Consider the following 25,428-nt stretch of genomic DNA (forward strand, 5'->3'; position numbering starts at 1 on the left):
GTTGTTGTTACAAACAGTTGTAACACATCAACCTTTATTGAAGTATAGCGGGTTATTTGTTAACCGATAAGGTTAGCGAAACAGAATCGGCAAAACGCAGGGCGTGCGGTTTGTCGATTTCCACTTCAGCGTAGCTAACAGAGGCATGCGCACTGGCTAAAGCAAGGACGTCAGAGGTGAGTTTTTCTAATAAACCAAAGCGATTGTTTTCAACCAGGGCAATAATTTGTTTAGTGATGGTGCGATAATTTAGCGCGTTAGCCATGTCATCGGTTTGTGCGGCTGTTTCAGCGCGATAAACAATTTTAGCGTTTATGACCACGTCTTGTTTGTTCGCAATCTCATCTTCGTTAATGCCGATGTAAGTGCGTAAGCGCAGGTTTTTGATTCTAATTGTTGCCGGATTAAGATCCATAATAATACCCTTAATTAATTTTAACTGCTTACGCTACGCTAACGCGCTGCGATCAATCAGTACAGTAATTTGTTTAGGTATTTAGGCATCGTCATTAAATACAAGGGTAAAACAGGCACCGCCTAACTCACTGTCGCTAATGGTAATGTTGCCTGAGTATGAGTTTACCAGCTCAGAGACGATAGATAAGCCGACGCCATGGCCTTCGACATAGGTGTCGAGTCGTGTGCCACGTTGAAACAGTTCTTGGCGATTTTTTTTCGCAATGCCAGGGCCATCATCTTCGACGATAATTGAAAAGGGTTGTTGGCCGATAGTTACCCGAACTTGATGACGGCTGGCTTTACAGGCGTTATCCAGTAAGTTACCCAATACTTCCATTAAATCGGTTTCATCACCACGGAAAAAGGCCTCTTCGCTGCACACTAGCTCAATTTCACAGTCTTTATCACGGTAAATTTTTTGTAGGGCGTTAATTAGCTTTTCTAGTAGCGGTAAGATCAGCGTTTCTTTTTTCCAAATATCCTGACCTGAGCTGCTGGCTTTTTTTAGCTGATGCTCGATCATCGCAGTAATGCGGTCAATTTGTTCTTTTAGTTCAGGCTGTTGAGCTAAAGGGGAGGTTCTAAGCACGGCTACCGGGGTTTTTAAGGCATGCGCTAAGTCACTTAAATGGTTACGATAGCGCAGCTTTTGGCGGTTTTGACTGGCTAATAATAAATTCAGATCTTCTTTAATAACATTTAGCTCAGACGGATAATTGCCCATTAAGTGATCTTGTTTACCGCGTTCAAGTTGTCTGATTTCATGGTCTAAGCGGGTTAACGGTTTGGTCGTCCAGTAATAAGCCAGAATACTAAGCAGTAATAAACCTAGTGCAATACCAATAAACCAACGTAATAGCGTTGAGCGGAAGCTTTTGTGTGGTGCAAGTAACAATTCTGCGGTTTGCACCACATGAATGGCGAGCGGGCGAGCGCTTTCACCGGAATCAAACAAAAAAGCGATACTGAGAATTTGAAATTGGCTGTCTTGCTGTTGTTCAGCATAAAAAATATGCTGCCCTGGTACTAAGGTAATGTCTGGCACACGAAAGCTTTGATTAAGCGAAGAGTCGGATTGCCATAAAAGCTGTTTGCCGTCGGTAACATAAGCACTTAAACCCGAGTCTGGCCGATAGAAGTCTGGGGCCAGCGAGTTGTTGGTTAATTCTATTTTGTTATTAACCAAGTTAAGCTCAGACAAAATGGCGTACATATGTACTTCCATTTTTTGTTCCGCATTGGTTAACAGCTGAGTGTGAAAGGCTTGCTCAATAGCCAAAAAAGAGCTGGGCAGCAGCAATACTAATAATACTGCGCTTACCAGCCCTTGACGGAGCTTAAGAGGGATAACTCTCATTTACTCACTTGTAAATTAAAGCGATAACCCCGACCACGCAGTGTTTCGATCGGTTTTAACTCAGCATCGGGGTCGAGTTTTTTACGTAACCGCAGTACAAACACTTCAATAACATTACTGTCTAAATCAAAGTCTTGATCGTAGATGTGCTCGGTTAGTTCAGTTTTAGAGATCACCTTACCTGGGTTGAGCATAAAGTACTCTAGCACTTTATATTCATAGGCGGTTAAACTCACTTCGTTTTCACCCAGCCACACCTGTTGTGTGCGGCTATTTAAAGAAATTGGGCCCGAGCTCAGGGTGGGATCCGGTTGACCAGCTGCGCGGCGGATCAGTGCGTTACAACGGGCTAATAACTCTTCATTGTGAAAGGGTTTCGTTAAATAATCATCAGCACCAGCATCTAAACCTTCCACTTTTTCTTGCCAGCTGCCACGCGCTGTTAAAATGATGATAGGGGTTTTTAATTCTTGTTTACGCGCTTTGCGGATCACCGATAAGCCATCTAACTTGGGTAAACCCAAATCAATAATGGCCAGATCATAAGGATATTCGGATAATTTAAACCAACCTTCGGCACCATCTACCGCCAGATCAACGCTAAATTGTTGTTGTAGCAGGTCGTTCTTAATTTGCTCGGCTAATAATTTTTCATCTTCGATGACTAAAACTCGCATGCTTAATCTTCCCTTTTAACACGGCCGCTGCGGCCATCGACAATAACATTAACAACTCGACCATCATCTTGCATCACTCGTACACGATATTGTCGAGATTCTGCTCTAACTTTGAGGATACGGCCAGGAAAACGTTGTTTTGCGAGTTGCGCTGCAGTTTCTTTCGTAATGTCTTTTGTGGGTAATACAGTGGGTTGTTTTGCAGGTTCTTTGTTATCACTCAACAACATAGCGCTATCGTTTGCTTGCAAGGGCGCAACAAGCACCAGCAGCAAACTGCAACTAAGTAAAATCGTGAGTATTTTTGTCATATTATTCAACCCCCTAGACAGTGTGGAACACCGCTACGACTGGTAAGGTGTGTTAACTACAGGCCTTGCTTAAACTGTAGAAGCCACAAAGTAATACGCTGTGATTGGCATAAGCTAACCGCTGATTTATGTCTAACTTCATAATCTGTTTGTGTATTCTTGCTAATGTACTGAAATATTCTATTGGCGGCAATCAGCAATGTGCGAAGAATAGGCGTTGATGGCTTAATTCAACCTGAATGTGAATGTAGCTATTTAATTAAATTTTTTAAAATAAAGTTGCAAAATTTTTTTCTGCGTCTAGATTTAATGCGGTCGGTAATTTTGCTTGCGATGTCCGCTTTGCGAATGTTGTAGCTACCAGCGGCTACCGACTCTGGTAGGTAAGTAAGGTTATGTCAGTGTTTACTGCTGCGGCATCCAGCCATTTCGGGAGGAAAGCTGTTATGAAAAATATTATTGTTGCCACATTGCTAGCTACTGCCGTATTGGTAGCTAACCACAGTTTAGCCAATAGTAATGTTCAAGAAGTGACTAAAGCGACCGCTAGCCAAGCGACCACTAAATTACGCTTGAATCAAGCCAGTGTAGAGCAATTGGTTGCCGTGCCAGGTTTAGGCAAAGTGAAAGCAGAAGCGATAGTGGCGCACATTAATGAAAATGGTGCTATTAGCAATGAAGCGGATCTGACCAAAGTAAAAGGCATTGGCCCAAAACTGGCGGCACGCGTGGCGCAATATGTCAGTTTTGACTAAGGGTTAAAGCAAAGCCTTAGGCGAGTTCGCCTAAGGCTTTCATTTGTTCGTTAGCCCATTGCACAGCCTGATGATACGCATCCGGTACTTTTTCAACAGGTAAATTCAGGTGTTTGATAGTGCTCGTCGCTTCCGTCCAGTGCGCCGTTTCGTAATACTCAATTAAGCGAATATAATCGGCAAGCACGCCTTCTTTATTCACTAATGCGTCTTTGATATCAGCTGACAGCGGTAATTTTTCCATCACGCTTTCAATTGACTCATCTAAAATCGCATCCATTAACGACATCATCCCGGTTAAGAAAGCTTTCTCTAACGGTACTGTGCCCGATAATGCCGCTAAGCCTTCAGCAAAGTTTGCCCGAGTCATGGCCATTCGCATCAGTTCAGCCGGTTTGTCGGTACTGATTTGCGCGGTAAATAATAAGGATAAAAATTTCTTTAACTCAGCTTGACCAAGCACTACGATGGCATGCTTGATGGTATCAATTTCAGTGCGGCGGCGGAAAATGGCCGAGTTACTATAACGTAATAGCTTATATGAAAGCGTCACATCGCGTTTAAACACTTCGGCAATTTGCACTAAATCCATATCGGCCTTCGATGTTTCATATAACAGCTCAGCTAATGCCAATTGTGAAGGAGAAAGCGCTTTGGCTTGCATCATTTCCGGCTTAGAAAAAAAGTAACCTTGGAAGTAGGCAAAACCTTGATCCATAGCTTGTTGAAACTCTTCAATAGTTTCTACTTTTTCGGCTAATAACTTGATGTTCGGAAAGTCGGCAATCGCCGTTTTTATTTCTTCAATTTGTTCGCTATTGGTGCTGCGAAAATCGATTTTGATAATATCAATATAAGGGTAAAAATGCCGCCAAACATGTTTATGCTCGTAATCGTCGAGTGCCAAAACATAACCTTGCTCTTTAAGTTGCTGGCATTCTGCTAGCAGGCGTTTGCCCGGTTGCACCGTTTCGAGTACTTCAATGACTACCTGTTCTTTTGGCAGCATACTGGGGTATTTTTTTAGCAGTGTTTCTAGTGTGAAGTTGATAAAGCCCGGCTTATCGCCCAGAAAGTCGTCTAAACCAAAAGCAAATTGACTGCCTTCAATCATTTTTGACGTGGCTTCATCACCATCAATGTCTGGAAATGCGTTATCGACGCCATCCCGAAATAGCAATTCGTAGCCGAAGAGCGCTTTATTTCGGTCCAAGATGGGTTGGCGAGCGGCATAAAAAAACATTCGTGAGGTTTCTCCGACAAGTAAACTTTGCTTAATGTAACAAAACGCTGGCTATGAAAGCCAGCGTATCTTCAGCACAATCAGTAAAAACAGCCTGTTTTGTCACTGGCTGTTTCGATTAAAGCGCATTAAGTGTTTGCTTTTAGGGTGGTGAGCATCTTAGTGAACATCTGCTGTACACTTTCTGATGGCATTCTACCCATTAAACTGACAACAATAATGGCTAAAGTACTGAAGATCACCCCTGGTACAATTTCGTACATGGTCGCACTTAGCGTTTGACCATTAATGCTGATAGGTAAGTAGATCCACAGTAATACAGTGCCCGCACCAACAATAATACCGCTAAGCGCACCGGCAAACGTCATGCGTGGCCAATACAAGCTCATGATAATCAGAGGGCCAAAGGCCGCACCAAAACCGGCCCAAGCATTGCTTACTAATTGCAGTACTGAACTATCGCGATCGTAGGCTAGAGCGATAGCCACTAAGGCCACTAATAATACCGATAAACGACCCACCACCACTAATTCTGTTTGGGTGGCGCTGCGATTCACAAAGGTTTTATAAAAGTCTTCGGTTAACGAGCTCGACGTTACCAACAGCTGTGATGAGATGGTACTCATAATGGCCGCTAAAATAGCCGCTAGTAAAAAACCACTGATCAGCGGATGGAATAAAAACTGTGAGAAGACAATAAAGATGGTTTCAGGATCGGCGATGTCCATTTTGGTTTTCGCCACATAAGCGATACCCACAAAACCGGTAGTAATGGCACCGACGATGGTCACAAACATCCAGCTCATGCCTATACGACGAGCCATTTTGATATCTTTAACCGAACGGATCGCCATAAAGCGTACGATGATATGCGGCTGGCCAAAATAGCCCAAGCCCCAACTGAGCGCTGAGATGATTCCCAGAACTGAACTGCCGGCTACCCAATTCATTAAATCAGGGTTGATGTTAGTGACAATTTGGTTAACTTCACTGATCCCGCCAAGGTGATCAATCGCCACGATAGGCACTAATACCAGAGCGATAAACATTAAGCAGCCTTGCACAAAGTCGGTAATGCTAACCGCCATAAAGCCGCCAATCAGGGTGTAAATAACCACTACGCCCGCGGTAATATACAGGCCCAGTTCGTAGTTAAGATTAAACGAGCTTTCGAATAATTTACCGCCGCCCACGACACCTGAAGAGGTGTACAGCGTAAAGAAAATAACGATAACTAAAGAAGAGACAATACGCAGCATGCGCGTTTTGTCTTCAAAACGTTTTTCAAAGTAATCCGGAATGGTAATCGCATCATTGGCTATTTCGGTATACACCCGCAGTCTTGGCGCAACAATCAGGTAGTTCAGTAGAGCACCAATTAATAAACCGACCGCTATCCAGGTGCTACTAAGGCCAGAAACATACATGGCGCCGGGTAAGCCCATTAACATCCAACCACTCATATCAGAGGCACCGGCAGAGAGCGCTGTTACGCCAGGGCCGAGTTTACGACCACCGAGCATATAGCCTGAAACATCATTATCTGTGGCATTGTAGGAATATAAACCGATGCCGATCATGGCAAGAAAATAAATACCCAAAGATATTAGGGTGGCAGTTTCCACTACGCGAGCTCCTTTTTTAGTTTTATTTGGCATTACAGCGAGGTTAACTGACCAGGCGATTAACCTTGAGAGTATCTCGCGATAATGATGATTGAGCTGACGTTTGCTGACGCGACAACCGTTTCGATCCCCATCAGCAAAAGTCAAATCACTTTAAATGTTAACAACTAGGCTGCTTAGATACCAGTCATTTTCAGTAACGCGGTCTCAGCTCTTGGTCATTCTAACGTAAAGCCCCGGTAGCTAATACAGGGGCTTTGGGTTTTCAGTACGTTATTATGGGGTTAACCGCAATTTATCAAGGATAAAGTGACGCCAGCCCTTGCGGTGTAGGCTGTTTTGCTGGCGCTTGCCATTGCCGCCATTGCTGATAAAGGCTGTTGCCCTGCCACGGGCTGTCGGTGTTACTGTACAGTTGTTGTTCCAGCTGCTTTAACTCGGCTAATAACGCCTCATCTTGTAGGTGGCCCATTAACTGCCCTAAAGAGCGCATCGAAGTGCCAAATTGCTGTTGCCCCCAAAGGAGTAATTGCTGTGCCGCTGTTGCTGCATCACCTACGGCACAGGCTTGTTGTAGCAAGCGATTATCCGCCATCACTTTGGCGCTGCGTACTGTGTTTAAAGCTGCTGGTTGCGCAGAGCGTGATTTTAAAAAGTAAAGCGCGATCAGCATTGATGCAAGCCAGAGCAGGCTAAGTAGACTTGAGGTGTAATTCCATTGCCAAGGGTTGCTAGCCACTGACGGTGTGGTAGCCATTGGCGCAGGCAGCGTGTTGGCAGTAGGTTTAGCACCTGCTGCTGCAATAACTTTAAATGTACGTGCAGGTAACACCGTAGTTTGTAATTGATCCGTTTGGCTATTCCACCAAGCCAAACTAATTTCTGGAAGTGTTACATCCCCCTCAGCATTAGCAATTAAAGCCGTGGTAAAGACTTTTTGCGCGACCAAGCGGCCATTACGTTCAGCGCCGACACTTTGCGGCTGTTCATCATATGAGCGTAATTGCGCGGGCAGTTGCTGAGATAACTCGGGTAATTGACTGGGCGACACATCGACTGCCGATAAGGTGATGATCCGCGTAACGGGCTCGCCGACCACTAATTCGGTGTTATTGGGTTGCCACTCTTCTGTCAGTGTAACTAAACCGGCGACAAGCCAATTTCCAGGGAAATTATCTGGTTGCGGTAATACCTGCAGGGTAATGGGGTTGGCTTCCTGCATCACAGTTTTACTGCGGGCAAAATAATTGTAGTTGCTGTTATCGCGATCAATCACTTCACCGGTAAATACCGGCGGGTTAATCACCATATCTCCGCTGCGCTGCGGGATAACACTATAACGACGGGTAATAGTGCGATAACGCACACCATTAACGATAGCGCTGCCTTCGGCATCTTGACCCACCCGTTTAATCTCAGCACCTTCGAGTTGCGGTTCAGTTAAGGTGCCGCGCTGTAAATCACCGCTAAAATAAATCACCACATCGTAATACAACATTTGTTGCACATAGACGTTATTGGTGGCAATTAAATTGGCTTCAACAAACAGCTCGCGTGAGGCATCTTTTTTTATGGGTTGGTCTAACACTTCCACGGTGAGCGGTAAAGAACGAATACCGTTAATTTCAAAGGCCGGAATAGTGAACACGCCGCTGTTCAGCGGAAATAACGTCAGTGACCAGCGGGTACTTTGGCTGCTTTGGCCGTTAATAATTTGCGTGCTTTGGCTAACCGACGGTGCCATTACGCGGAAGTTTTGCTCTAACTGCCGATAATTTAAGGCGTCAGCCGATAAACGGCTATCTGCCGTGACAACCAAGGTGATGGCTTCACCGGCCAGTGCCGGGTTTTTATCTACTTCACTGGTCAGTGAACTAAAGGCCGCTAGCGGCATGCTCATAACCAGTAACAGAAAAATAAAGCTGTTAAATACCGATGTCACCATTCCTGACGAGCTCCTGGAGGGGGTTGAGTACGACGTTTCTGATGTTCTAATAACATTCTGTTGCGCAGTAAAATACCCGGATCGTCTTGTACCTTGCGCAGCAGGTTTTCTAGCTCTTGTTGTTGTTCTGGCGTGGCATTGGGCCAGTTTTCAGTTACAACTTGCTGTTTATTGCTTGGCGGTTCGTCGCCGGGTTGCTGTTCTGTTGCTTGCTGCGCGGCTTGTTGCTCTCGTTGTGCGGCGTCTTCTTGCTGTTCAGCATTTTGCTCGGCTTGTGCGCTGCTATCACCGGCACTGCCATCTTCTGCTGAGTTTTGCTCGGACTCAGCCGACTCTTCAGCGTCTTGCTTTTCAGATGACGCGTCGTCGGCAGCATCGCCGTCTTGCTGACCTTGTTGTTTATCTTGCTGTTGCTGATCCTGTTGTTGTTCTTGCTCTTGTTGTTTTAACAACTTGCGCATTAGCTCAGCATTGGCCGCCGGTGATGGCGCCTCGCCGTCAAGCGCCAGTGCTTGCTCGTAAGCCGCTAAAGCAGCTTCATATTGCTGTTGCATCGCTAAGGCATTACCTAAATTGTGCCAGCTATCAACGGAGGGGGCGTCGTTGCTGGCTCGCTGATAGGCTTCTGCTGCTGCGGCATAATCTTCGGCGCGGTAAGCGGCGTTACCTTGCCATAAAGGATCACGAAACTTCTGTTGAGCTTGTTGATAGTCTTGCTGTTGATAATCCTCTACGGCTTGCTGTTGTCTTGTTTGCCATAAATCACGCCAACTTACGGCATCTGCTGGTGGCAGATATAACAAGGGCAAAATCACTAAAATGGGTGCTTTACGCGCTAGCCATAGTGCTAAGGGTAAGAGTAACCATACCAAATAAACAGCATTGTCTTGCCATTGATCGCCTGTCATCAGGGGCTGTGGCTGTCTGTCATCATATTGCTGTTGGTTTTGTTTAAGTAGTTGTTGTAAATCCGCATTATCGGCACCGGCTTGCACTAAGCTTCCGCCGGCTTGTCGAGCGAGAACGCGCAGTTGTTCAAGAGGGACACGAGGCATCACAACACCGCCTTGAGCATTTTTTAGCAGTTCGCCATTTTCTAAACGCACCACTGCACCTTCGGCTTGACCAAAAGCCATGATGGCTAATTGATGTGGCCAATTGTTAAGTAATTGCTGGATAGACTGATAACTATCAGCATCAAAGCCGTCGGTAAACAGTACAATTTCACCGCTGGGATAACCGGCTTGTTCTAATAACTCGGCGGCTTGCTCTAGCGCGCGTAGCACATTAGAGCCCTGAGCGGGCATCAATTCTGGGCGTAGGGTAGGAATTTGCAGGCGGATATTATTATGATCTGGCGTCAGTGGCGAAATGACAAAGGCATCGGCGGCGTAACTGATTAAACCCAAATCACCTTCTTGCAGCAAATCAATGAAATCTAAAGCTTTAAAGCGTTGCTGTGTCAGGCGATCGGGCGTTAGATCTGTTGCCCGCATTGATAACGACATATCCATGACTAAAACTGTGGCTTTTTTCACCGTTAAGGCCGGTTGTGGCAGTTTCTGCCAGCTGGGGCCACTTAACGCTAATACTGTCAGCAACCAACAGCTGGCTAACAGTGGTAGCGCCCAAGGTTGACGTTGCTGAATATGTTGGCCCAACAACATCACATGCTGCAAATGCGGGGCAATCAGTTGTTGCCACGGGCTAGTGTCTTGTCGCCGCTTTTGCAGTAACCAGCAAAGGAGTGCCAGTGGCAGCAGCGCCAGTAACCAATAAGGTCGTAAAAAATGAAAGTCAGCGAACATCTTTCGTTACTCCAGACCAATTGATACGCCGAACCGCTAAAAAGCATGAACAGAGCAAGGCGAGGGCCAGCGGATAATGCAACAGGCTGCGCTGTGGCCGAAAGGTCAGCTCTTCACGCTCAATCGGTTCGAGTTCATCTAATAACTGATAAATTTCTCGTAATTCTTGCGGGCTACGAGCACGAAAGTAACGTCCGCCGGTGCTTTCAGCTAATTCTATCAACAAGGGCTCATCTAAATCTTGCGACGGATTGATATTGCGCTGTCCGAACAGGCTTTGCTGAATCATTTGTTCTGCACCGAGCCCCACCGTGTAAATTTTTACGCCCGCCGCTTTAGCCAGTTGCAATGCTTCTCGGGGTTGAATATCGCCAGCATTGTTTGCACCATCACTGAGTAAAATCAGCACTTTATTGCTGGTCTCAAAATTATTAAAGCGTTTTACCGTTAAGCCAATGGCCTCACCAATGGCAGTGCGTTGCCCAACCAGCCCGATAACGGCATCATCAAGAAATTGCTGCACTGTGGCTAGGTCAAACGTCAGCGGGGTTTGCTGAAAAGCGGCATCGGCAAATAGCACTAAACCAATACGATCTCCTTGACGCGCTTGAATAAATTCACCCAACACCACTTTCATGGCTTTTAATCGGGTGGTATTCCCCATCTCCAATCGCATATCGGGGATATCCATTGAGCCGGATAAATCAATCGCTAACATGAGTTCGCGCCCAGGCTGTGGCAAGCTTACCGGCTCATCCAACCAGCGTGGCTGCGTGGCACTGATCACTAATAACAGCCAAATCACCACCAATAAAAAATGACTGACGTTCCGCTGCTCGGCTTTGGCTTGATTGGCACTGCCTAGTTTAGCTAAAGCCGGTAAATTAAGGGCACTGCCATTGCGCTGCGGTTTTTTCTTTAGCAACAGCGGTAACGGCAAGGCTAACAATAACCAAGGGTAAGCGAGATCAAGCATGGGTGCCGCCTTGCTTAAATGAAGTAAACCCTTGTACAGGATCTAATTGTTTAATGATGTGCTGGGTTGCCAGCCAAAATTGCTGTTGCTGTGCCGTTTTATCTGGCCCAGGTGCTTGATAAAGCAGCGTGGCCAAAGGCGGAAGCGTCAACTGCGCCGGTAATTGCTGTTGTAAAAAAGCTTGCCATTGCTCGGTGCTGGCGCTTAACAGCGGGTGGCTAGGTTGATAGTGCTTTAATAGCCGTTTTAACAGCACATTTAATGCGGTGGCGGCTTGCGGCGATTGCCAATCAATTTGTGCCAATTCGGCCATTGCTGCGCGTTTAACCCGCGATTGCTGTTTTGCCCGATAGCGCCAAAATAATAAAGCGGTTAGTAACGTTAATGCCAGCAAGGCGAGCAACCAATAACCCAGTGGTGGCAACATACTGCTGGCTAGTTCAGGCTCATAAATATCCGCTAATTGCGGCAGTAAATCGTGTTTATCGGCCATGATAACCCCTCGACAATTGGGTTAATAATGGTTCAGCACTGCTGATGCTAAGCCATTTACAGCCGAGTTGTTGGAGTTGCTGTTGCATTTTTTGCATGGTCTGTTGTTGCTGTTGTTGATAGCGTTGCTGCAGCTTGCGATCGCCAAGTGTCACCAACAGTGGCTCTGCATTGGCTTGCACCAAGGCAGAGCCTTGCGCTTTGGCAGGCAGTTGTTGTTCTAGCGGGTCGACCAATTGACAGCAATGCACTTCATTATGCTGTCGGATCAGCTGTAAATGGCGCATCGCTTCATCATCTAAAGCGTTATAGTCAGACAGCACATACAACAAACTGCCCGGGCGTAACAAGCGGCGTACCTCGGCCAGCGCTTGCGCTAAGGATAACCCTTGGGCAGGGGCGGCGGCTTGGTGCACATCGACTAAGGCTTGCAGGTAGCGCAGTACGCCACGGGTGCGACTGGCCGGCTTGAGTAAACGATGTTGTTGCTGACTAAAGACAATGCCGCCAAGTTTATCGCCATGTGCTTTGCTGTGCCAACTGATCACCGAAGCGAGATGCGCAGCTTGAATAGATTTTAATAACAAGGTGGAACCAAAGCGCATACTGCTGCTCAGATCGGTAAGTATAAACACTGGCCGTTCTTTTTCTTCACGAAATAGCTTGGTGTGCACCTTGCCGGTCCGTGCGGTAACACGCCAGTCAATCGCTCGCACGTCATCACCAGGCTGATAATGCCTCACTTCGTCAAACTCCATGCCGCGACCTTTGCTTTTGGCCAAATAACTGCCGGCCAATTTGCTTTGAATGGCAATCGTTGGGCGCAGATCCAAAAGTTGCGTATGGCGTTGATACCACAACAGCTCAGCTAAACCAAGATGGTAACCGCTGGCTTGTAGGGTGGCTAACCATTGTGACGGCGTGGGTTCTGGCATGTTCATTTATGGCACAGCGACCTGCTGTAAAATTTCATCGAGCACATGATCGGTGCTGATGCCCTCTGCTTCAGCGGCATAGGTCAGAATTAAGCGGTGGCGCATCACATTATGAAACACCGCTTGAATATCTTCAGGCGTCACAAAATCACGCTCTTGCAACCAAGCACGGGCACGGGCACAGCGATCTAATGCGATGGTAGCGCGTGGGCTGGCGCCATAGCCAATCCAACTGGCCAGTTTACTGCTGTAAGCGGCAGGTTGGCGACTCGCCATAATTAACTGCACCATATAGTGTTCAAGACTTTCCGAAAGGTGTAACTTTAAAATCGCTTGGCGGGCAGCAAAGATTTCTGCTTGGCTTATTGGCTTTGCCGCTGCAGCTGCTTCGTGCCGAGCCTCAGCGCGGGTTAGGCGCAAAATGGCTAATTCGGTTTGGCTATCAGGATAATCCACTTTTAAATGCAGTAAGAAGCGGTCGAGTTGTGCTTCTGGTAAGGGGTATGTGCCTTCTTGCTCTAGTGGGTTTTGTGTGGCCATCACTAAAAACAATTCCGGTAAAGGGTAGGTATTACGCCCAACGGTAACTTGTTTTTCGGCCATCGCTTCCAATAAGGCAGATTGCACCTTGGCGGGCGCACGGTTAATTTCATCCGCCAAAATAATATTGTGAAACAATGGGCCTGATTGAAAAGCAAACTGGCCGGTCTCTGGCCGATAAATATCGGTACCGGTTAAATCGGCAGGCAGTAAATCTGGGGTAAATTGGATCCGATGAAATTCGGCTTCTACACCCTGTGCCAGCGCGTTTACGGCGCGCGTTTTCGCTAACCCCGGTGGCCCTTCTACTAATAAATGACCATTGGCCAGTAAGGCCAACAAGATCCCTTCGGTCAGTGCTGGTTGCCCCAGTACTTGACTGTCTAAATAGCTTTTTAGTGATGCAAATGCCTGAACCATAATAATGTTAGTCTTTTAGTCAATAAGTGAATGATTTTTGCACAATTAATGGCAAAGCTAGCTAAGCTAAGATGTTCTAACCTTTATAAGGTTCCCGTTAAAAGAAAACAAGGGCAAGGGGCATGTTGACCTTTGATTATTGATAATCTAAATGGCAACGATTAAACCGCTCTTAAAACAACTGTTTTAATTTTTGCTGAGTGTGGTTACAATCGAGCTACACTCAGAGGTCAGACCTGTAATCAAACAGAATTGCAAAAAGAGGATCACTATGGCTGCGCCAATTAATCTCACTACTCGGCAGGGCGAACGTATCGCCATTGTGGCTGGGTTACGTACCCCCTTTGCTAAACAGGCAACGGAGTTTCACGGTGTGTCCGCCTTGGACTTGGGCAAGTTAGTGGTCAATGAATTATTGATCCGCACCGAATTAGATCCTGCTTTAATTGAGCAGGTGGTGTATGGCCAAGTTATCCAAATGCCAGAAGCGCCCAATATTGCACGTGAAATTGTATTAGGCTCCGGTATGCCAGTGCAAACCGACGCTTACAGCGTAACACGGGCTTGTGCTACCAGTTTTCAATCGGTGGTAAGTGTTGCCGAGTCGATGATGGCGGGTATTACCCAAGTTGGTATTGCTGGCGGGGCCGATTCGAGTTCAGTATTACCTATTGGTGTCAGTAAAAAACTGGCACGCGCCTTAGTGGATTTAAACAAAGCCAAAACGCTTGGCCAAAAATTAGCCATCGTGCGCAAGTTAGGTTTAAAAGATTTAATGCCAGTGCCACCGGCCATTGCAGAATACAGCACGGGTTTATCGATGGGCGACACGGCAGAGCAAATGGCCAAAAGCCATGGTATCAGCCGGGCAGCACAAGATGAAATGGCGCACCGTTCACACAGCTTAGCCGCAGCGGCGTGGCAGTCAGGCAAGATGGCTGGCGAAGTGATGACTGCGCATGTTGAGCCTTACAGCCGCTTTTTAGACATGGATAACAATATCCGAATGGACTCTAAATTAGAGTCTTATGCCAAATTAAAGCCGGTGTTTGATCGAGCGCATGGCACGGTAACTGCGGCTACCAGCACCCCTTTAACTGACGGAGCCTCGGCAGTATTGATGATGACTGAAGGTCGAGCTAAAGCGCTCGGCTATAAACCGCTGGGCTACATTCGTAGTTATGCTTTTGCGGCCATTGACGTATGGCAAGATATGTTAATGGGGCCGTCTTACGCTACGCCAATTGCGTTGGCTCGGGCAGGCATGAACTTAGCCGATCTCACCTTAATTGAAATGCACGAAGCTTTTGCTGCGCAAGCGCTAGCGAATATGCAGATGTTTGCTAGTCGCAAGTTTGCAAAAGAACAGCTGGGCTTAGATCAAGCGATTGGTGAGATTGATATGGCGAAATTTAACGTTAATGGCGGCTCTCTGGCATATGGACACCCATTTGCGGCAACGGGCACGCGCTTAATCGTGCAAACGCTGAATGAATTAAACCGTCGCGGTGGCGGCGTTGGCCTTACTACGGCTTGTGCAGCCGGTGGCTTGGGTGCAGCAATGATTGTGGAGACAGAATAATGAGTGACAGCAACAGCTTCAGTTTAGCCGTACGCGACGATCAGGTGGCCATTTTGACCATGGATATCGTTGGCGAAAGCATGAATGTGTTAAAAGCCTCTTTCGCCAGTGAAATTGAACAGCTACTACAAAAAATTACCAACGACAGCAAAATTAAAGGCGTGGTGTTTATCAGTGGCAAAGCAGACTCGTTTATTGCCGGTGCCGACATCAGCATGTTAGACAGCTGCAAAAGTGCAGACGAAGCGGAAAAGATTGCGCAAATGGGCCAACAAATGTTTGACCGTTTGTCTCAGATGCGTGTGCCTGTGGTTGCCGCCATTCACGGCCCTTGTTTAGGCGGTGGCTTAGAGTTGGCCATGGCATGTCATTCGCGTATTGCCACTGATAGCCCGAAAACGGTGTTAGGTTTACCCGAAGTGCAACTGGGCTTATTACCGGGTAGTGGGGGAACGCAACGTTTACCTAAACTGGTAGGCGTACAAAAAGCCTTAGACATGATTTTAACCGGTAAACAGCTGCGTGCTGCGCAAGCAAAAAAAGCCGGTTTGGTCGATGACGTGGTGCCGCAGAGTATTTTGTTAGAAGCGGCGGTTAAAAAAGTTTTGGCGGGTAAACCACCGGTAGTGGTTAAAAAGCAAAGCTTATTAAACAAGCTGTTAGAGCAAACCTCGCCTGGACGTAAGCTGGTGTTCTCGCAAGCGTTAAAACAAACGTTAGCCAAAACGCAGGGTAACTACCCAGCCGCATTAAAAATTATCCGAGTTATTCAAACGGGGGTAGAGCAGGGCTACAACCAAGGTTTGGCCGCCGAAGCCAAAGCCTTTGGTCAGCTTTGCATGACTCCCGAGTCGGCAGCACTGCGCAGTATTTTCTTTGCTACCACGCAAATGAAAAAAGAAACCGGCGCTGGTGCCGTGATCCCTCAAAAAATTCATAAAGCCGCTGTGCTTGGTGGTGGCTTGATGGGCGGCGGTATCGCCAATGTTACAGCGACCAAAGCCGGTTTACCGGTGCGCATCAAAGATATTAGCGAGAAAGGTATTAGTGCAGCGCTGAAATACACCTATGATCAGCTGAATAAAAAAGTGAAAAAGCGCTTTATGCGCAAAACCGACATGCAAAAGCAGCTACTGCGGATCACCGGCACCACCGACTTTAGCGGCTTTCATGATGTTGATATCGTGGTAGAGGCGGTATTTGAAGATTTGGCGTTAAAGCAGCAAATGGTTGCCGACATTGAGCAACATTGCCCTGAACACACCATTTTTGCCAGTAACACCAGCTCTTTGCCTATTCATCAAATTGCAGAAAAGGCAGCCAGACCTGAGCAAGTAATTGGTTTACATTATTTTTCACCCGTGGATAAGATGCCATTGGTTGAAGTGATTGCCCATGAAAAAACCTCAGCGCAGACCATCGCGACGACCGTTGCTTTTGCCCGCAAGCAAGGCAAAACGCCCATCGTGGTCAAAGATGCAGCTGGTTTTTATGTTAATCGCATCTTAGCGTTGTACATGAATGAAGCCGCCAATATTTTATTAGCAGGTGAATCCATTGAGAAAATCGACAAAGCTTTAGTGAAGTTTGGTTTTCCGGTCGGGCCTATTACCTTATTAGATGAGGTGGGTATCGATGTTGGCGCGAAAATTTCGCCGATCTTAAGCGCTGAACTGGGTGAGCGTTTTACTGCCCCCGCTGCTTTTGAGAAGTTACTGGCAGACGGTCGTAAAGGTAAGAAAACAGAAAAAGGTTTTTACCAATACGGTAAGTCAGTGAAAAAAGGCAAAAAGCTGGTGGACGAATCGGTTTACAATGTATTGGGTGTTACGGTGGCTCCTGCGCTGAATGCGGATGAAATTGCCAGCCGTTGTACGGCTCAAATGTTAAATGAAGCAGTACGTTGTTTAGATGAAGGTATTATCGCTTCAGCGCGGGATGGCGATATCGGGGCTATCTTCGGTATTGGTTTCCCACCGTTTTTAGGCGGGCCGTTCCGGTACATTGACAGCTTAGGCGTAAATAACTTAATTGCGACCTTACGTCAGTTAGAAAACCGCTTTGGCAGTCGCTTTACGCCGTGTCCACGTTTGTTAAAAATGGCCGAGCAGGGCGAGCGGTTTTATCCAAACTAAGTTAGAGCAATCGCCCTTCTTATGGGCGGTTATACTATGTAATCAGGGCCTTAGGGCCCTTTTTACGTTTATGCGACTAAAGATTAACAGGAAGGCCTCCAGATTGCTGTTATAATCAGCAACACAGTGAGGGCTGACCCATATCAACAGTAAAGCAACAAAGGAGGCAATTGTGGTTGTAGTGCCAGTAGTATGGTTAATGGTTGTTATAGGCGTATACATTGCGGCCTTACGCAGTGGCATGCGAGCATTGCAATGGGCCATAGCGGCGCTATTCACTGGGCCTTTATTACTTCCGCTTTTTAACAGTTATAAACGTTTAGCCATTCATCGCGCCCGCACCAAAAACGCACGTATCTTCAGGCCTTAATTCGTCAATCGGTATTAGGTTTGCCATTGTTGGAGCAAGCGTATCACTGCTTGCAGTTGTGGTTGATATTCTTTATCAGTTAAATAGGCCGCATATAAGTCGAGCGTTAAGCTGGGCATTGCCTCAAGCGGTTTTAAGGTACCTTCAGCCAACTCGGCACTGACAAATTGCGCGGGTAAATAGGCACAACCGCCTTGTTGTAACAACCAGGCTTTAGCCAAACTGGCGCTGCTGGTTTTTAACTGCACCACTTGCTGCTCGGCAAAATGACGCTGGTGTTTAACGTCAAAGTTGCTCCCCCAATCGACATAGCAATAACGTTCATCGGGTTTGCCCGCAGCGTGTTGCTCTTTGCAGCTACTGACGGGCAGTAAGTGGATCTCGGTTAATTTAACCAGCGTGATCTCATCGGTTTTTGGTGGATCAAATAAGATGGCAATATCTAATTGATGTTCCAATAATTGGCGGGTACTGGCTTCACGGTTTAAACTGTCAGTACGCCAGGTAACATCGGGTTTCGCAGCGGCTAAAGGTAAAAACACCGGCAGTAACACGCTTTCCCACAAGTTGGCTGTTGCGCCAAGTGATAATTGCTGTAACTGTTGTATGCTTTGTGCTACATCCTGACGGGCGCGTTGTAATGCACTTAACATGGTTTGGGCATGAGGCAGTAAACGTGCACCTGCCGCCGTTAATTGAATATTATTGCGATGGCGCACAAACAGATGAACACCGAGTTGTTGTTCCAGTTGTCGAATGCGAAAGCTCACCGCCGATTGGGTTAAATAGAGGTTTTCAGCAGCCTTCCCAAAATGTCGAGTATGCTGTACTTCTAAAAAGGTTTTTAATAACTCAGTATCCAAAATGATTCCTTTGTGATATTTATCGTAAGCATAAAAAATTTTTGTTTTACGACAGGAAATTTGTTAACCATACTCCGCACAGTTTAAACAGGCTGGCTTGATATTCAACGAGATGAGAGGAAAAAAGTGATGCAGCAAAGTTTTGTCGCTAATCGTCGCTTTTTCGATGACCGGAATTTCCCACGTGGTTTTACCCGGTCAGGGCGCTTTACTCTGGCAGAGGGTAATCTGTTAGAGAAACATGGTTTGGCAATGCAGCAACTGGATCAAGGTGCTAGAGCGCCAGTCAACGAAGAGGAAGAGCGGTTTCTGCTCGTCTGTCGCGGCGAAGCTGAAGCAACGACACCTTATGAGAAGACCTGGCTAAAGTACAAACAACGCTTAGCAGAAAAGCGTAAGTTCCACACCGTATTTGGTAAAAAACGTATTGCGGATGGAGCAGACGATTTCTCTTACGTTGAAACAGATACTGATTAAAAAAAGCCCTTAGGGGCTTTTTTTATGTCTGCTGTTTGGCTGCTACCAATTATTACCGTTTGCTGTCAGGCTTAAACGGGGCTTTTTTTGTTCATGTAAAAAAGCTGCAAAATCGTCTGCTGACAATGGCTTACTGTAGTAAAACCCTTGAATAATTTCGCAGCGCAGTTTTCTTAGCTGCTCTAATTGTTCAAGGGTTTCAACGCCTTCAGCCACCACCGATAAACTTAAGTTATGCGCGATAGTCACAATGGTATCCACCATGTTGCGGCCACGGGCGCTGTTCATATCATCTATAAAGGCTTTATCAATTTTCAGCGTATTCAATGGGAATTGCTTTAAATAGGCCAGTGATGAATAGCCGGTGCCAAAATCATCCATGGCGAGGTGAATACCGCGAGCGCGCAGTTTTTTCATCGTATCAATGGCCAGTTTTGGCGATTCCATTACTGTGCCTTCAGTGATCTCTAATTCTAAGTGATAAGATGCCAATTGGGTTTGCTGTAAAATATCGTCGATTTGATCACACAAAAACGGCAGCATAAATTGTTTGGCCGATAAGTTTACCGCTACCCGCCCATGAAACAACCCTTGGTCAATCCAGCGGCGTACATCTGAACAGGCTTTGCGCAAGACTACAGTACCAATATCAACAATTTGTCCGGTTTCTTCTGCAACTGGAATAAAACTCGCTGGGCTGACTAAGCCGCCTTTGGGCGTAATAAAGCGCACCAGTGCTTCCATACCGACCACTTTACCGCTGAGTAAGTCCATTTTCGGTTGATAGAAAACCGCAAACAGATCTTCTTTTAAACCATGGCGGATTAAATTTTCGACTTGCAATCGTTTAACCGCTTGTTTGTTCATGGTGTCATTAAAAAATAGATAGCGATTCGCGCCAGCGCTTTTGGCGTGATACATCGCGGTATCGGCGTTGCGTAACAGCGCTTGCGGATCTTTGCCATCCTCTGGAAACAACACGATACCGATACTGCTGGTGACGACCAGTTCATGTTGCTCGATAGCAAAAGGCGCATTAATTTGCTGTAGCATGGCTTTGGCAAGACTGGTAATGGCATGAATATCATTGGTATTGCTCAGTAAAATGGCAAATTCATCGCCACCTAACCGATATAGCCTTTGCCGGAACAGTTTGTTGTTATGCAGTCGTTCTGACAATTTACATAACAGCGCATCGCCTAGTTCATGACCAAGTGAGTCGTTAATTTTCTTAAAGTTGTCTAAGTCGAACACTAAAAGTGCATTCTGGGTGTTATCTTTGACTAGACTGGCCAGTTTATTCATAAACACCGCCCGATTGGGCAGTCCGGTCAGCGTATCGCTGTTGGCCAATCGATTGAGTTCGGCATCACGTCGTTTACGCTCTGAAATATCAGAGAATACGGCGACATATTGAGTGATAAAGCCTTGTTCGTCTTTAATCACGTCAAAGGTTAATTCGGCTTGATAATAATCACCGTTGGTTTTGAGTTCACGGATCTCATCACTCCAGCGGCCTTTTTGTACCAAGGTTTTTTCAATTTCTTGTAAGAAGCGCGGCGGATACAAGCTAAGTTTAAAGCGGGTTTGTAGCACGCTTTCCCGAGTATTGCCGGTAATGTTGCTAAAAGCGGGGTTCACTTCGAGAATATTAAACTTGGTATCGCAAATCACCACGGCATCTGAAATGTTTTCTAGACAGCGTGCAAATAATTGCATTCTGGCTTCAGCTTGTTTTAACTGGCTAATGTTTTTCAGCGTGCCGGTCATTCGCTGTGCTTTGCCTTCGTTGTTATAGGCAACAATTTTTCCGCGATCTAATACCCAGATGTAATTATCATCTGCCGTGCGTAAGCGATAACTTGATTCAAAAAATGGGCTATTTCCGGCCAGATGCTGTGAGAGTGCGCTACTGACGCGTTCTAGATCTTGTGGATGAATAAAATTTTTGTTCGGAGGAAAGTTTTTTCCTTCAGGCGGCGCAGAGAGGGGGTCAAGCCATGCACTGGAGCGATACAGCTCGCCACTTTCGATATTCCAATCCCATAACTCATCACCGCTACCCCAAGTGGATAAACGTAAACGCTCTTCGCTTTTTGCTAAAGCTTGATGGTAAGTGCGCATGCGCCGCTGATTAAATTGGGCAAGTAAAAAACCTGCGACGGCAATAGCCATCACAGTGTAAAGCAGATAAGGTTCAATGATGGTCCAGTCGATTACTGTTGCTGCTAGATAAGGCGAAAAAAAAGCCAATAAAATCAAACTGCCAAGCGTAAATTTTTTATAAGACATTTATTATTGTTTTTGTGAATATTCAAGCTAAGTTAACGAAGATCAGCAAGGCTGTCAAAGCAAATTCAGCCCCGCTAACAATTCAGTTTTCAAGAGAGTTTTTACATGGCTATTGCTGGGTGCCGGATCGGTTGCTAAAAACAGCACATCGTAGTCGGGTGCGAGCAGTTGTTGTAAAAACGCAATAAAGGCTTGCCGGCTTAGCGTTGCTAAGGCCTGTTGAATATCTGCGGTAAGACTAAACTGATAATCTTGCTGGCCAAGAGCTAGCCACAATCGCTTGGCACGTGCGCCTAAACTGGTATCACGCTCGGCCAATTGCGATAGCATACTCTGTTTTAATGCGGCGAACTCGTCAGACGTTAACTGCTGAATTTGCTCTAAAAACTGTTGAAAAAACGCTACCGTCGCTGCATACAGTTTATCTGCTGTTGAGTCGGGCGATTGTACGTAAAACGCTAAACCTGGCAGGGTATTAATCGGTACATAACCGGTGCCGACTAAATAGCCTAATTGTTGCTCTGTGCGTAATTGATGAAAATAGCGTGGCGACATCACGTGGTTTGCCAACATAAAGCAGGCCATTTGGTCGGCCGTTTTTTGCTGCGCTGCGATATAAATAACAATAGCATGATCGGTTTGACCACTGGCGACACTCTGTAACCAAACCGGGCCAAGATCTTTAATACCGTTTTGCCGCGCAGGCAACGTAGGGCCACTAGAGTGCTGTGCCGCTAACCAGGTTACTAATAGCTGCTGTAAGTCAGCCGCTGCCGCGGTAGGCCAGTTGCCTACCAATAAAGCTTCCAAATGGATCTGTTGTAAAAGCTGCTGCTGAAATTGCTGAAACTGCTCAAAGCTTAATGCCGCCAGGGTGCGTTGTAATAAATCTAACTCAGGGTTTTGCGGCTGCAAAATGGCTGATAACTGACTAAATAACTGCGCGACCGGCTTATTTTTACTACTGTTTTCCCAGTGTCGGCACAGTTGATGTTTGAGTTCATTGAAACGTTGCTCACTAAATTCAGGCTCGGGTAATTGGCTTAAAATATCGCTAAGTAAACGAATTTGGTTCGTAGTCAGGCCAGAGGTTTGTAAACTGACACCTTGACGATGTACGTGAAGATAATAATTTAATCCTGCAGTAGTCGCGGCATACAATTGCTGATTAAAGCGATCCAGTACAAGTTCTACCCACAAGCGAGAGGCAGCTAACTGCGTTAAGGTTTGACAGCTATTAGGCAGGGTTAGCTGCACAAAAATATGGCCTTTGGGGGTGTTAAAATCTGTGTCTGCTTTATACCAAATATGTAGGTCATCACGCTGACATACTGCTTGTGGTAAAGGCATATGCGCACTGTCCGGTAATAACGATAATTCGGTTTGTAAATACGGATTCGGTGCTGGCAATTGCATGGCGCGTTTAAGGGGTTGTTGGCTTAATTGCTCAAGCCACTGCTTATCTAAACGGACAATACTGTAGGGGGTATGATACCAGCGCGCTTCACAATTAACTGGCACCTCATCAGCCACCAACATAATGCGCATATTGTCACTACAAAAATACCCCAGCAGTTCTTGATATAGCGCCTCGGGCGGTAATTCCATGCGATAATCGCCGAAAATAATATCCTCAGGCGGGTAATGCTGCATATTGAGCGATAAATCGCCCGCGGTTTGTAAAGCACTACTGGGCTCATAAAACTGAAATGACCATTGCAATAAACGTTGCCGCTCGACAAACAGTGCCTGATTGAACCCGGATTGTTTTAGCAGCTTAATTTGACTAAACAGTGCCGCCACAATATCGCGATAATGCGCGCGGCCACTGGCCGTCAGTTCAAAGGCAACGGTGAAATCTTTGTAATTACTGCCATCAATACCGCCACCGGCACTTAATTGATTAACCAGTTCGCGTTCTTTTAAATAGGCCAGTAAAGAATGTTGCCCTTCATCGCCCAGCAGATGTGCGATAAAACTCACCAGTTTAAAGCGGTACCATGGCTGAATATCAGGCATGGCAAAGCTGACCACCAAACGGCTACTGCTTTTATGGGGGCGGATATTTAATTGAATCCCTTGCTGTTCAGGCAAATACAATGGCACCTGTACCGCAGGTTTTTTCGGAAGATGCGTTGGCAGTGCCGCAAAATGTTGCTCAGCCAGCGCGGCTAATTCAGCAAGTGATTGAGGACCAACTAAACACAAACTCATGCGGCTAGTGCTGTATTGCTGCTGATAAAACTCGCTGACGGCTTGTTGCAGGCTGTTGTTTGGTAAATCGGCGAGTGTTTGGGCATTCCCTACTGAAAATTTAGCAAAAGGATGCGCAGGGTTAATGCTTTCTTTGTGTGCTTGATAAATGCGGCGGCTATCATCTTTGAGTTTCATGGAAAACTCAGCTTCGATAGATTGCCGCTCTTTATCAACGTAGCTGGCACTAAACAAGGGCGCACTAAACATATCACCAAAACGGGCAAGGCCTTGCGCAAAAGCGGCGTGTTCAATATCAAAATAAAAATGACTATGTTCAGTGCCGGTCCAGGCATTATGACTACCGGCATGCTCACTGATAAAATGTTGAAACTCACCGGCGTTCGGATAGTGTGCCGAGCCTAAAAACAGCATATGTTCTAAAAAGTGCGCGAGACCTTCTCGTTCTTGTGGATCGTCAAAATGTCCGACATTAATGGTTAAGGCGGCGGCACTTTTTTCACTGTCAGCCTGGTGAACCAAAAGCACACGTAAACCGTTAGCTAACTGCAAATATCGGTATTGCTTTGGGTCATTTGGACTTTTTATCAGTTCATTATGTTGCAAAGCGGTTCCTTTATTTAGCATGAGGGCTTGTTGACGTTTGCGGGTTATCCGACCAAAGTTTCATAGCGATAAGTAATAACTAAACGCTATGTTATGCACAAATGATAGTTACGCTGACAACAGACTTTCTTTATCATAGCGCACTATTTTCACCTGACGCATGCTAATTTGCTCAATAGTCGAATCAATGGGACAAAACAGCATTATGGTAACAATTTCATGGTAAATCTCGTGATCATGCGACATGGCGAAGCACAGCCCTATGCGGCGGATGATAGCTTACGACAATTAACACCAGACGGTCAGAACGATGTGCGGCAAATGGCGTTGTGGTTAAAAACGGTCTATGCCAATCTCGATTATGTATGGAGTAGCCCATACTTGCGTGCTCAGCAAACAGCCGAATTAATGTTAGAGCAGCAGCCCGCAGAATGCCAATTTAAACTCATACCCGAGTTAGTGCCTGATGCGCCAGCGGAAGCAGTGAAAGCGCAAATTGATGCATTATTGTTAGCCCAGCCCAACGCCAAGCTGCTGTTGGTATCACATATGCCGTTGGTGAGTTTTTTAGTCGAAAGTTTTACTGAACCCGGCCAAGCCCCGATTTTTAGTACCGCCTCGTTAACTTGTATCAGTTACCAGCTAGGACAAGGGGGGGTGGTGCAAGAGCGAAATAGACCACTGGCGTTGTCGGTATTACCCGAAATCTGAAAGGCGAATGGTTTTAGCGGCCAGGCAAATCCCGAAACTGTTGCTCGGTGCTTTGGTTGATTTTCAAAAGTAGTAATAAAGCGCCTTGTTTGCCCCAAGCTTTGGGCGCAGTATGAAAGGCGCGCACATTGGGATGCTGCACTAACCAATTCGGCACTTTTCGCGCTAAAATCCCTAAGCCTTTGCCATGTACCACGCAGGCACAGTTAAATTGCTGCTGCTGGCAATAAGCTAATAACCCGGCTAATTCTGTTTTCGCTTGTTGGCCGGTCATGCCATGTAAATCCAAAACGACTTGGGGCTCGATTTCTGCGCGGCGCAGGCGCCCAGCTAAATGCGGATCATCACCGCTTTGCACATAAGACAAGCTGCCTTGGGTGTCGCTAAAAACTTCGTATTCATCAGAGAAAAAGAACAGCTTTTCAGCAGTTGCGCTATTCGAGGCCGCGCTGGGGCGTTTTTGCTTGCTGCGTTTGGCAACTGGCGCTATCTTGTCTTGCTCAAGCGGGCGGGTGCCAGCAACAAACTCCCGGAACAGTTCCAGCTCGTCTGGATCAAGGGTTTTGCTAGCTGAGTTTTTTTTCTGCATGCGCGCGGGTCTAATCAATATTTTGTTAAAATCTGGAGTGCAGCAT

At 46.3% G+C, this 25,428-nt stretch carries 22 protein-coding genes; 6 read left to right on the plus strand and 16 right to left on the minus strand.

What is annotated here, in order from left to right; genetic code table 11:
• Positions 1-52: 52 nt before the first annotated feature.
• From folX to ACUJFK_RS07615, 4 genes are all read right to left on the minus strand, one after another.
• The gene (gene folX, locus ACUJFK_RS07600; protein ID WP_226750836.1) at positions 53-415 is read right to left on the minus strand and encodes a dihydroneopterin triphosphate 2'-epimerase; all 363 of its coding nucleotides are present in this window, start codon (positions 413-415) and stop codon (positions 53-55) included.
• Between the two features lie 81 nt (positions 416-496).
• The gene (locus tag ACUJFK_RS07605) at positions 497-1,816 is read right to left on the minus strand and encodes an ATP-binding protein (protein ID WP_445426548.1); all 1,320 of its coding nucleotides are present in this window, start codon (positions 1,814-1,816) and stop codon (positions 497-499) included.
• The gene (locus tag ACUJFK_RS07610; RefSeq protein ID WP_306176757.1) at positions 1,813-2,493 is read right to left on the minus strand and encodes a response regulator transcription factor; all 681 of its coding nucleotides are present in this window, start codon (positions 2,491-2,493) and stop codon (positions 1,813-1,815) included. Before ACUJFK_RS07610 ends, ACUJFK_RS07605 begins: the two co-directional genes overlap by 4 nt.
• A 2-nt stretch (positions 2,494-2,495) precedes the next feature.
• Complete coding sequence (locus tag ACUJFK_RS07615) at positions 2,496-2,804, minus strand: PepSY domain-containing protein (RefSeq protein WP_226750839.1); 309 nt, start codon at positions 2,802-2,804, stop codon at positions 2,496-2,498.
• 446 nt (positions 2,805-3,250) lie between these two features.
• Here ACUJFK_RS07615 and ACUJFK_RS07620 point away from each other — a divergent pair, with 446 nt between their 5' ends.
• Positions 3,251-3,559, plus strand: a complete 309-nt coding sequence (locus ACUJFK_RS07620) for a ComEA family DNA-binding protein (protein WP_445426549.1) — start codon at positions 3,251-3,253, stop codon at positions 3,557-3,559.
• Positions 3,560-3,575: 16 nt separating this feature from the next.
• Here ACUJFK_RS07620 and ACUJFK_RS07625 read toward each other — a convergent pair whose 3' ends face one another.
• The 8 genes from ACUJFK_RS07625 to ACUJFK_RS07660 all read right to left on the minus strand — a co-directional run bounded on the left by ACUJFK_RS07625 (position 3,576) and on the right by ACUJFK_RS07660 (position 13,543).
• Positions 3,576-4,802 (minus strand): EAL and HDOD domain-containing protein, encoded by a 1,227-nt coding sequence (locus ACUJFK_RS07625; RefSeq protein ID WP_226750841.1) that lies wholly within the window; start codon positions 4,800-4,802, stop codon positions 3,576-3,578.
• A gap of 128 nt (positions 4,803-4,930) precedes the next feature.
• Complete coding sequence (gene putP, locus ACUJFK_RS07630) at positions 4,931-6,427, minus strand: sodium/proline symporter PutP (protein WP_445426550.1); 1,497 nt, start codon at positions 6,425-6,427, stop codon at positions 4,931-4,933.
• Between the two features lie 298 nt (positions 6,428-6,725).
• The gene (locus ACUJFK_RS07635; protein ID WP_445426551.1) at positions 6,726-8,372 is read right to left on the minus strand and encodes a BatD family protein; all 1,647 of its coding nucleotides are present in this window, start codon (positions 8,370-8,372) and stop codon (positions 6,726-6,728) included.
• Positions 8,366-10,180, minus strand: a complete 1,815-nt coding sequence (locus ACUJFK_RS07640; RefSeq protein WP_445426552.1) for a vWA domain-containing protein — start codon at positions 10,178-10,180, stop codon at positions 8,366-8,368. The genes ACUJFK_RS07635 and ACUJFK_RS07640 overlap by 7 nt, the downstream gene beginning before the upstream one ends.
• The gene (locus ACUJFK_RS07645) at positions 10,170-11,156 is read right to left on the minus strand and encodes a vWA domain-containing protein (protein ID WP_445426553.1); all 987 of its coding nucleotides are present in this window, start codon (positions 11,154-11,156) and stop codon (positions 10,170-10,172) included. The genes ACUJFK_RS07640 and ACUJFK_RS07645 overlap by 11 nt, the downstream gene beginning before the upstream one ends.
• Positions 11,149-11,649 (minus strand): DUF4381 domain-containing protein, encoded by a 501-nt coding sequence (locus ACUJFK_RS07650; RefSeq protein ID WP_445426554.1) that lies wholly within the window; start codon positions 11,647-11,649, stop codon positions 11,149-11,151. The genes ACUJFK_RS07645 and ACUJFK_RS07650 overlap by 8 nt, the downstream gene beginning before the upstream one ends.
• On the minus strand, positions 11,639-12,589 hold the full coding sequence (locus ACUJFK_RS07655) for a DUF58 domain-containing protein (RefSeq protein ID WP_445426555.1): 951 nt from the start codon (positions 12,587-12,589) through the stop codon (positions 11,639-11,641). The genes ACUJFK_RS07650 and ACUJFK_RS07655 overlap by 11 nt, the downstream gene beginning before the upstream one ends.
• Positions 12,590-13,543: an AAA family ATPase gene (locus ACUJFK_RS07660; protein WP_226750848.1), complete on the minus strand. Its 954-nt coding sequence runs from the start codon at positions 13,541-13,543 to the stop codon at positions 12,590-12,592.
• Between the two features lie 271 nt (positions 13,544-13,814).
• Here ACUJFK_RS07660 and fadI point away from each other — a divergent pair, with 271 nt between their 5' ends.
• The 3 genes from fadI to ACUJFK_RS07675 all read left to right on the plus strand — a co-directional run bounded on the left by fadI (position 13,815) and on the right by ACUJFK_RS07675 (position 17,630).
• Positions 13,815-15,125 (plus strand): acetyl-CoA C-acyltransferase FadI, encoded by a 1,311-nt coding sequence (gene fadI, locus ACUJFK_RS07665; RefSeq protein WP_445426556.1) that lies wholly within the window; start codon positions 13,815-13,817, stop codon positions 15,123-15,125.
• Positions 15,125-17,260, plus strand: coding sequence for a fatty acid oxidation complex subunit alpha FadJ (fadJ, locus tag ACUJFK_RS07670; RefSeq protein ID WP_445426557.1), 2,136 nt, complete (start codon positions 15,125-15,127; stop codon positions 17,258-17,260). The genes fadI and fadJ overlap by 1 nt, the downstream gene beginning before the upstream one ends.
• 172 nt (positions 17,261-17,432) lie before the next feature.
• On the plus strand, positions 17,433-17,630 hold the full coding sequence (locus ACUJFK_RS07675) for a hypothetical protein (protein WP_226750851.1): 198 nt from the start codon (positions 17,433-17,435) through the stop codon (positions 17,628-17,630).
• A 14-nt stretch (positions 17,631-17,644) separates the two neighbouring features.
• Here the strand turns inward: ACUJFK_RS07675 and hdfR are convergent, their stop codons facing one another.
• A complete protein-coding gene (hdfR, locus tag ACUJFK_RS07680) occupies positions 17,645-18,493 on the minus strand; it encodes an HTH-type transcriptional regulator HdfR (RefSeq protein WP_445426558.1) in 849 nt (282 codons plus the stop codon).
• A 129-nt stretch (positions 18,494-18,622) separates the two neighbouring features.
• On the opposite strand from hdfR, the gene maoP reads away from it, so the two are divergent.
• Positions 18,623-18,970, plus strand: a complete 348-nt coding sequence (gene maoP, locus ACUJFK_RS07685; protein ID WP_226750853.1) for a DUF413 domain-containing protein — start codon at positions 18,623-18,625, stop codon at positions 18,968-18,970.
• A gap of 42 nt (positions 18,971-19,012) precedes the next feature.
• Here the strand turns inward: maoP and ACUJFK_RS07690 are convergent, their stop codons facing one another.
• Entirely contained in the window at positions 19,013-21,262 is a 2,250-nt protein-coding gene (locus tag ACUJFK_RS07690) for a putative bifunctional diguanylate cyclase/phosphodiesterase (protein WP_445426559.1), read from the minus strand.
• Positions 21,263-21,316: 54 nt separating this feature from the next.
• On the minus strand, positions 21,317-24,082 hold the full coding sequence (locus tag ACUJFK_RS07695) for an insulinase family protein (protein ID WP_445426560.1): 2,766 nt from the start codon (positions 24,080-24,082) through the stop codon (positions 21,317-21,319).
• Between the two features lie 219 nt (positions 24,083-24,301).
• Between ACUJFK_RS07695 and sixA the strand changes: the two genes are divergently transcribed.
• Entirely contained in the window at positions 24,302-24,793 is a 492-nt protein-coding gene (gene sixA, locus ACUJFK_RS07700) for a phosphohistidine phosphatase SixA (protein ID WP_445426561.1), read from the plus strand.
• Positions 24,794-24,806: 13 nt separating this feature from the next.
• Here sixA and smrB read toward each other — a convergent pair whose 3' ends face one another.
• Entirely contained in the window at positions 24,807-25,382 is a 576-nt protein-coding gene (gene smrB, locus ACUJFK_RS07705; RefSeq protein WP_445426562.1) for an endonuclease SmrB, read from the minus strand.
• Between the last annotated feature and the right edge of the window lie 46 nt (positions 25,383-25,428).

The sequence above is a fragment of the Alishewanella sp. HL-SH06 genome, from assembly GCF_052656265.1.

Coding starts and splice junctions, on each gene's coding strand:
- smrB (WP_445426562.1), bottom strand. CDS start 25,382: ATGCAGAAAAAAAACTCAGCTAGCAAAACCCTTGATCCAGACGAGCTG.
- ACUJFK_RS07655 (WP_445426555.1), bottom strand. CDS start 12,589: ATGAACATGCCAGAACCCACGCCGTCACAATGGTTAGCCACCCTACAA.
- fadI (WP_445426556.1), top strand. CDS start 13,815: ATGGCTGCGCCAATTAATCTCACTACTCGGCAGGGCGAACGTATCGCC.
- ACUJFK_RS07615 (WP_226750839.1), bottom strand. CDS start 2,804: ATGACAAAAATACTCACGATTTTACTTAGTTGCAGTTTGCTGCTGGTG.
- fadJ (WP_445426557.1), top strand. CDS start 15,125: ATGAGTGACAGCAACAGCTTCAGTTTAGCCGTACGCGACGATCAGGTG.
- ACUJFK_RS07635 (WP_445426551.1), bottom strand. CDS start 8,372: ATGGTGACATCGGTATTTAACAGCTTTATTTTTCTGTTACTGGTTATG.
- ACUJFK_RS07610 (WP_306176757.1), bottom strand. CDS start 2,493: ATGCGAGTTTTAGTCATCGAAGATGAAAAATTATTAGCCGAGCAAATT.
- ACUJFK_RS07640 (WP_445426552.1), bottom strand. CDS start 10,180: ATGTTCGCTGACTTTCATTTTTTACGACCTTATTGGTTACTGGCGCTG.
- ACUJFK_RS07625 (WP_226750841.1), bottom strand. CDS start 4,802: ATGTTTTTTTATGCCGCTCGCCAACCCATCTTGGACCGAAATAAAGCG.
- ACUJFK_RS07660 (WP_226750848.1), bottom strand. CDS start 13,543: ATGGTTCAGGCATTTGCATCACTAAAAAGCTATTTAGACAGTCAAGTA.
- ACUJFK_RS07645 (WP_445426553.1), bottom strand. CDS start 11,156: ATGCTTGATCTCGCTTACCCTTGGTTATTGTTAGCCTTGCCGTTACCG.
- ACUJFK_RS07650 (WP_445426554.1), bottom strand. CDS start 11,649: ATGGCCGATAAACACGATTTACTGCCGCAATTAGCGGATATTTATGAG.
- folX (WP_226750836.1), bottom strand. CDS start 415: ATGGATCTTAATCCGGCAACAATTAGAATCAAAAACCTGCGCTTACGC.
- maoP (WP_226750853.1), top strand. CDS start 18,623: ATGCAGCAAAGTTTTGTCGCTAATCGTCGCTTTTTCGATGACCGGAAT.
- sixA (WP_445426561.1), top strand. CDS start 24,302: ATGGTAAATCTCGTGATCATGCGACATGGCGAAGCACAGCCCTATGCG.
- ACUJFK_RS07620 (WP_445426549.1), top strand. CDS start 3,251: ATGAAAAATATTATTGTTGCCACATTGCTAGCTACTGCCGTATTGGTA.
- ACUJFK_RS07690 (WP_445426559.1), bottom strand. CDS start 21,262: ATGTCTTATAAAAAATTTACGCTTGGCAGTTTGATTTTATTGGCTTTT.
- ACUJFK_RS07605 (WP_445426548.1), bottom strand. CDS start 1,816: ATGAGAGTTATCCCTCTTAAGCTCCGTCAAGGGCTGGTAAGCGCAGTA.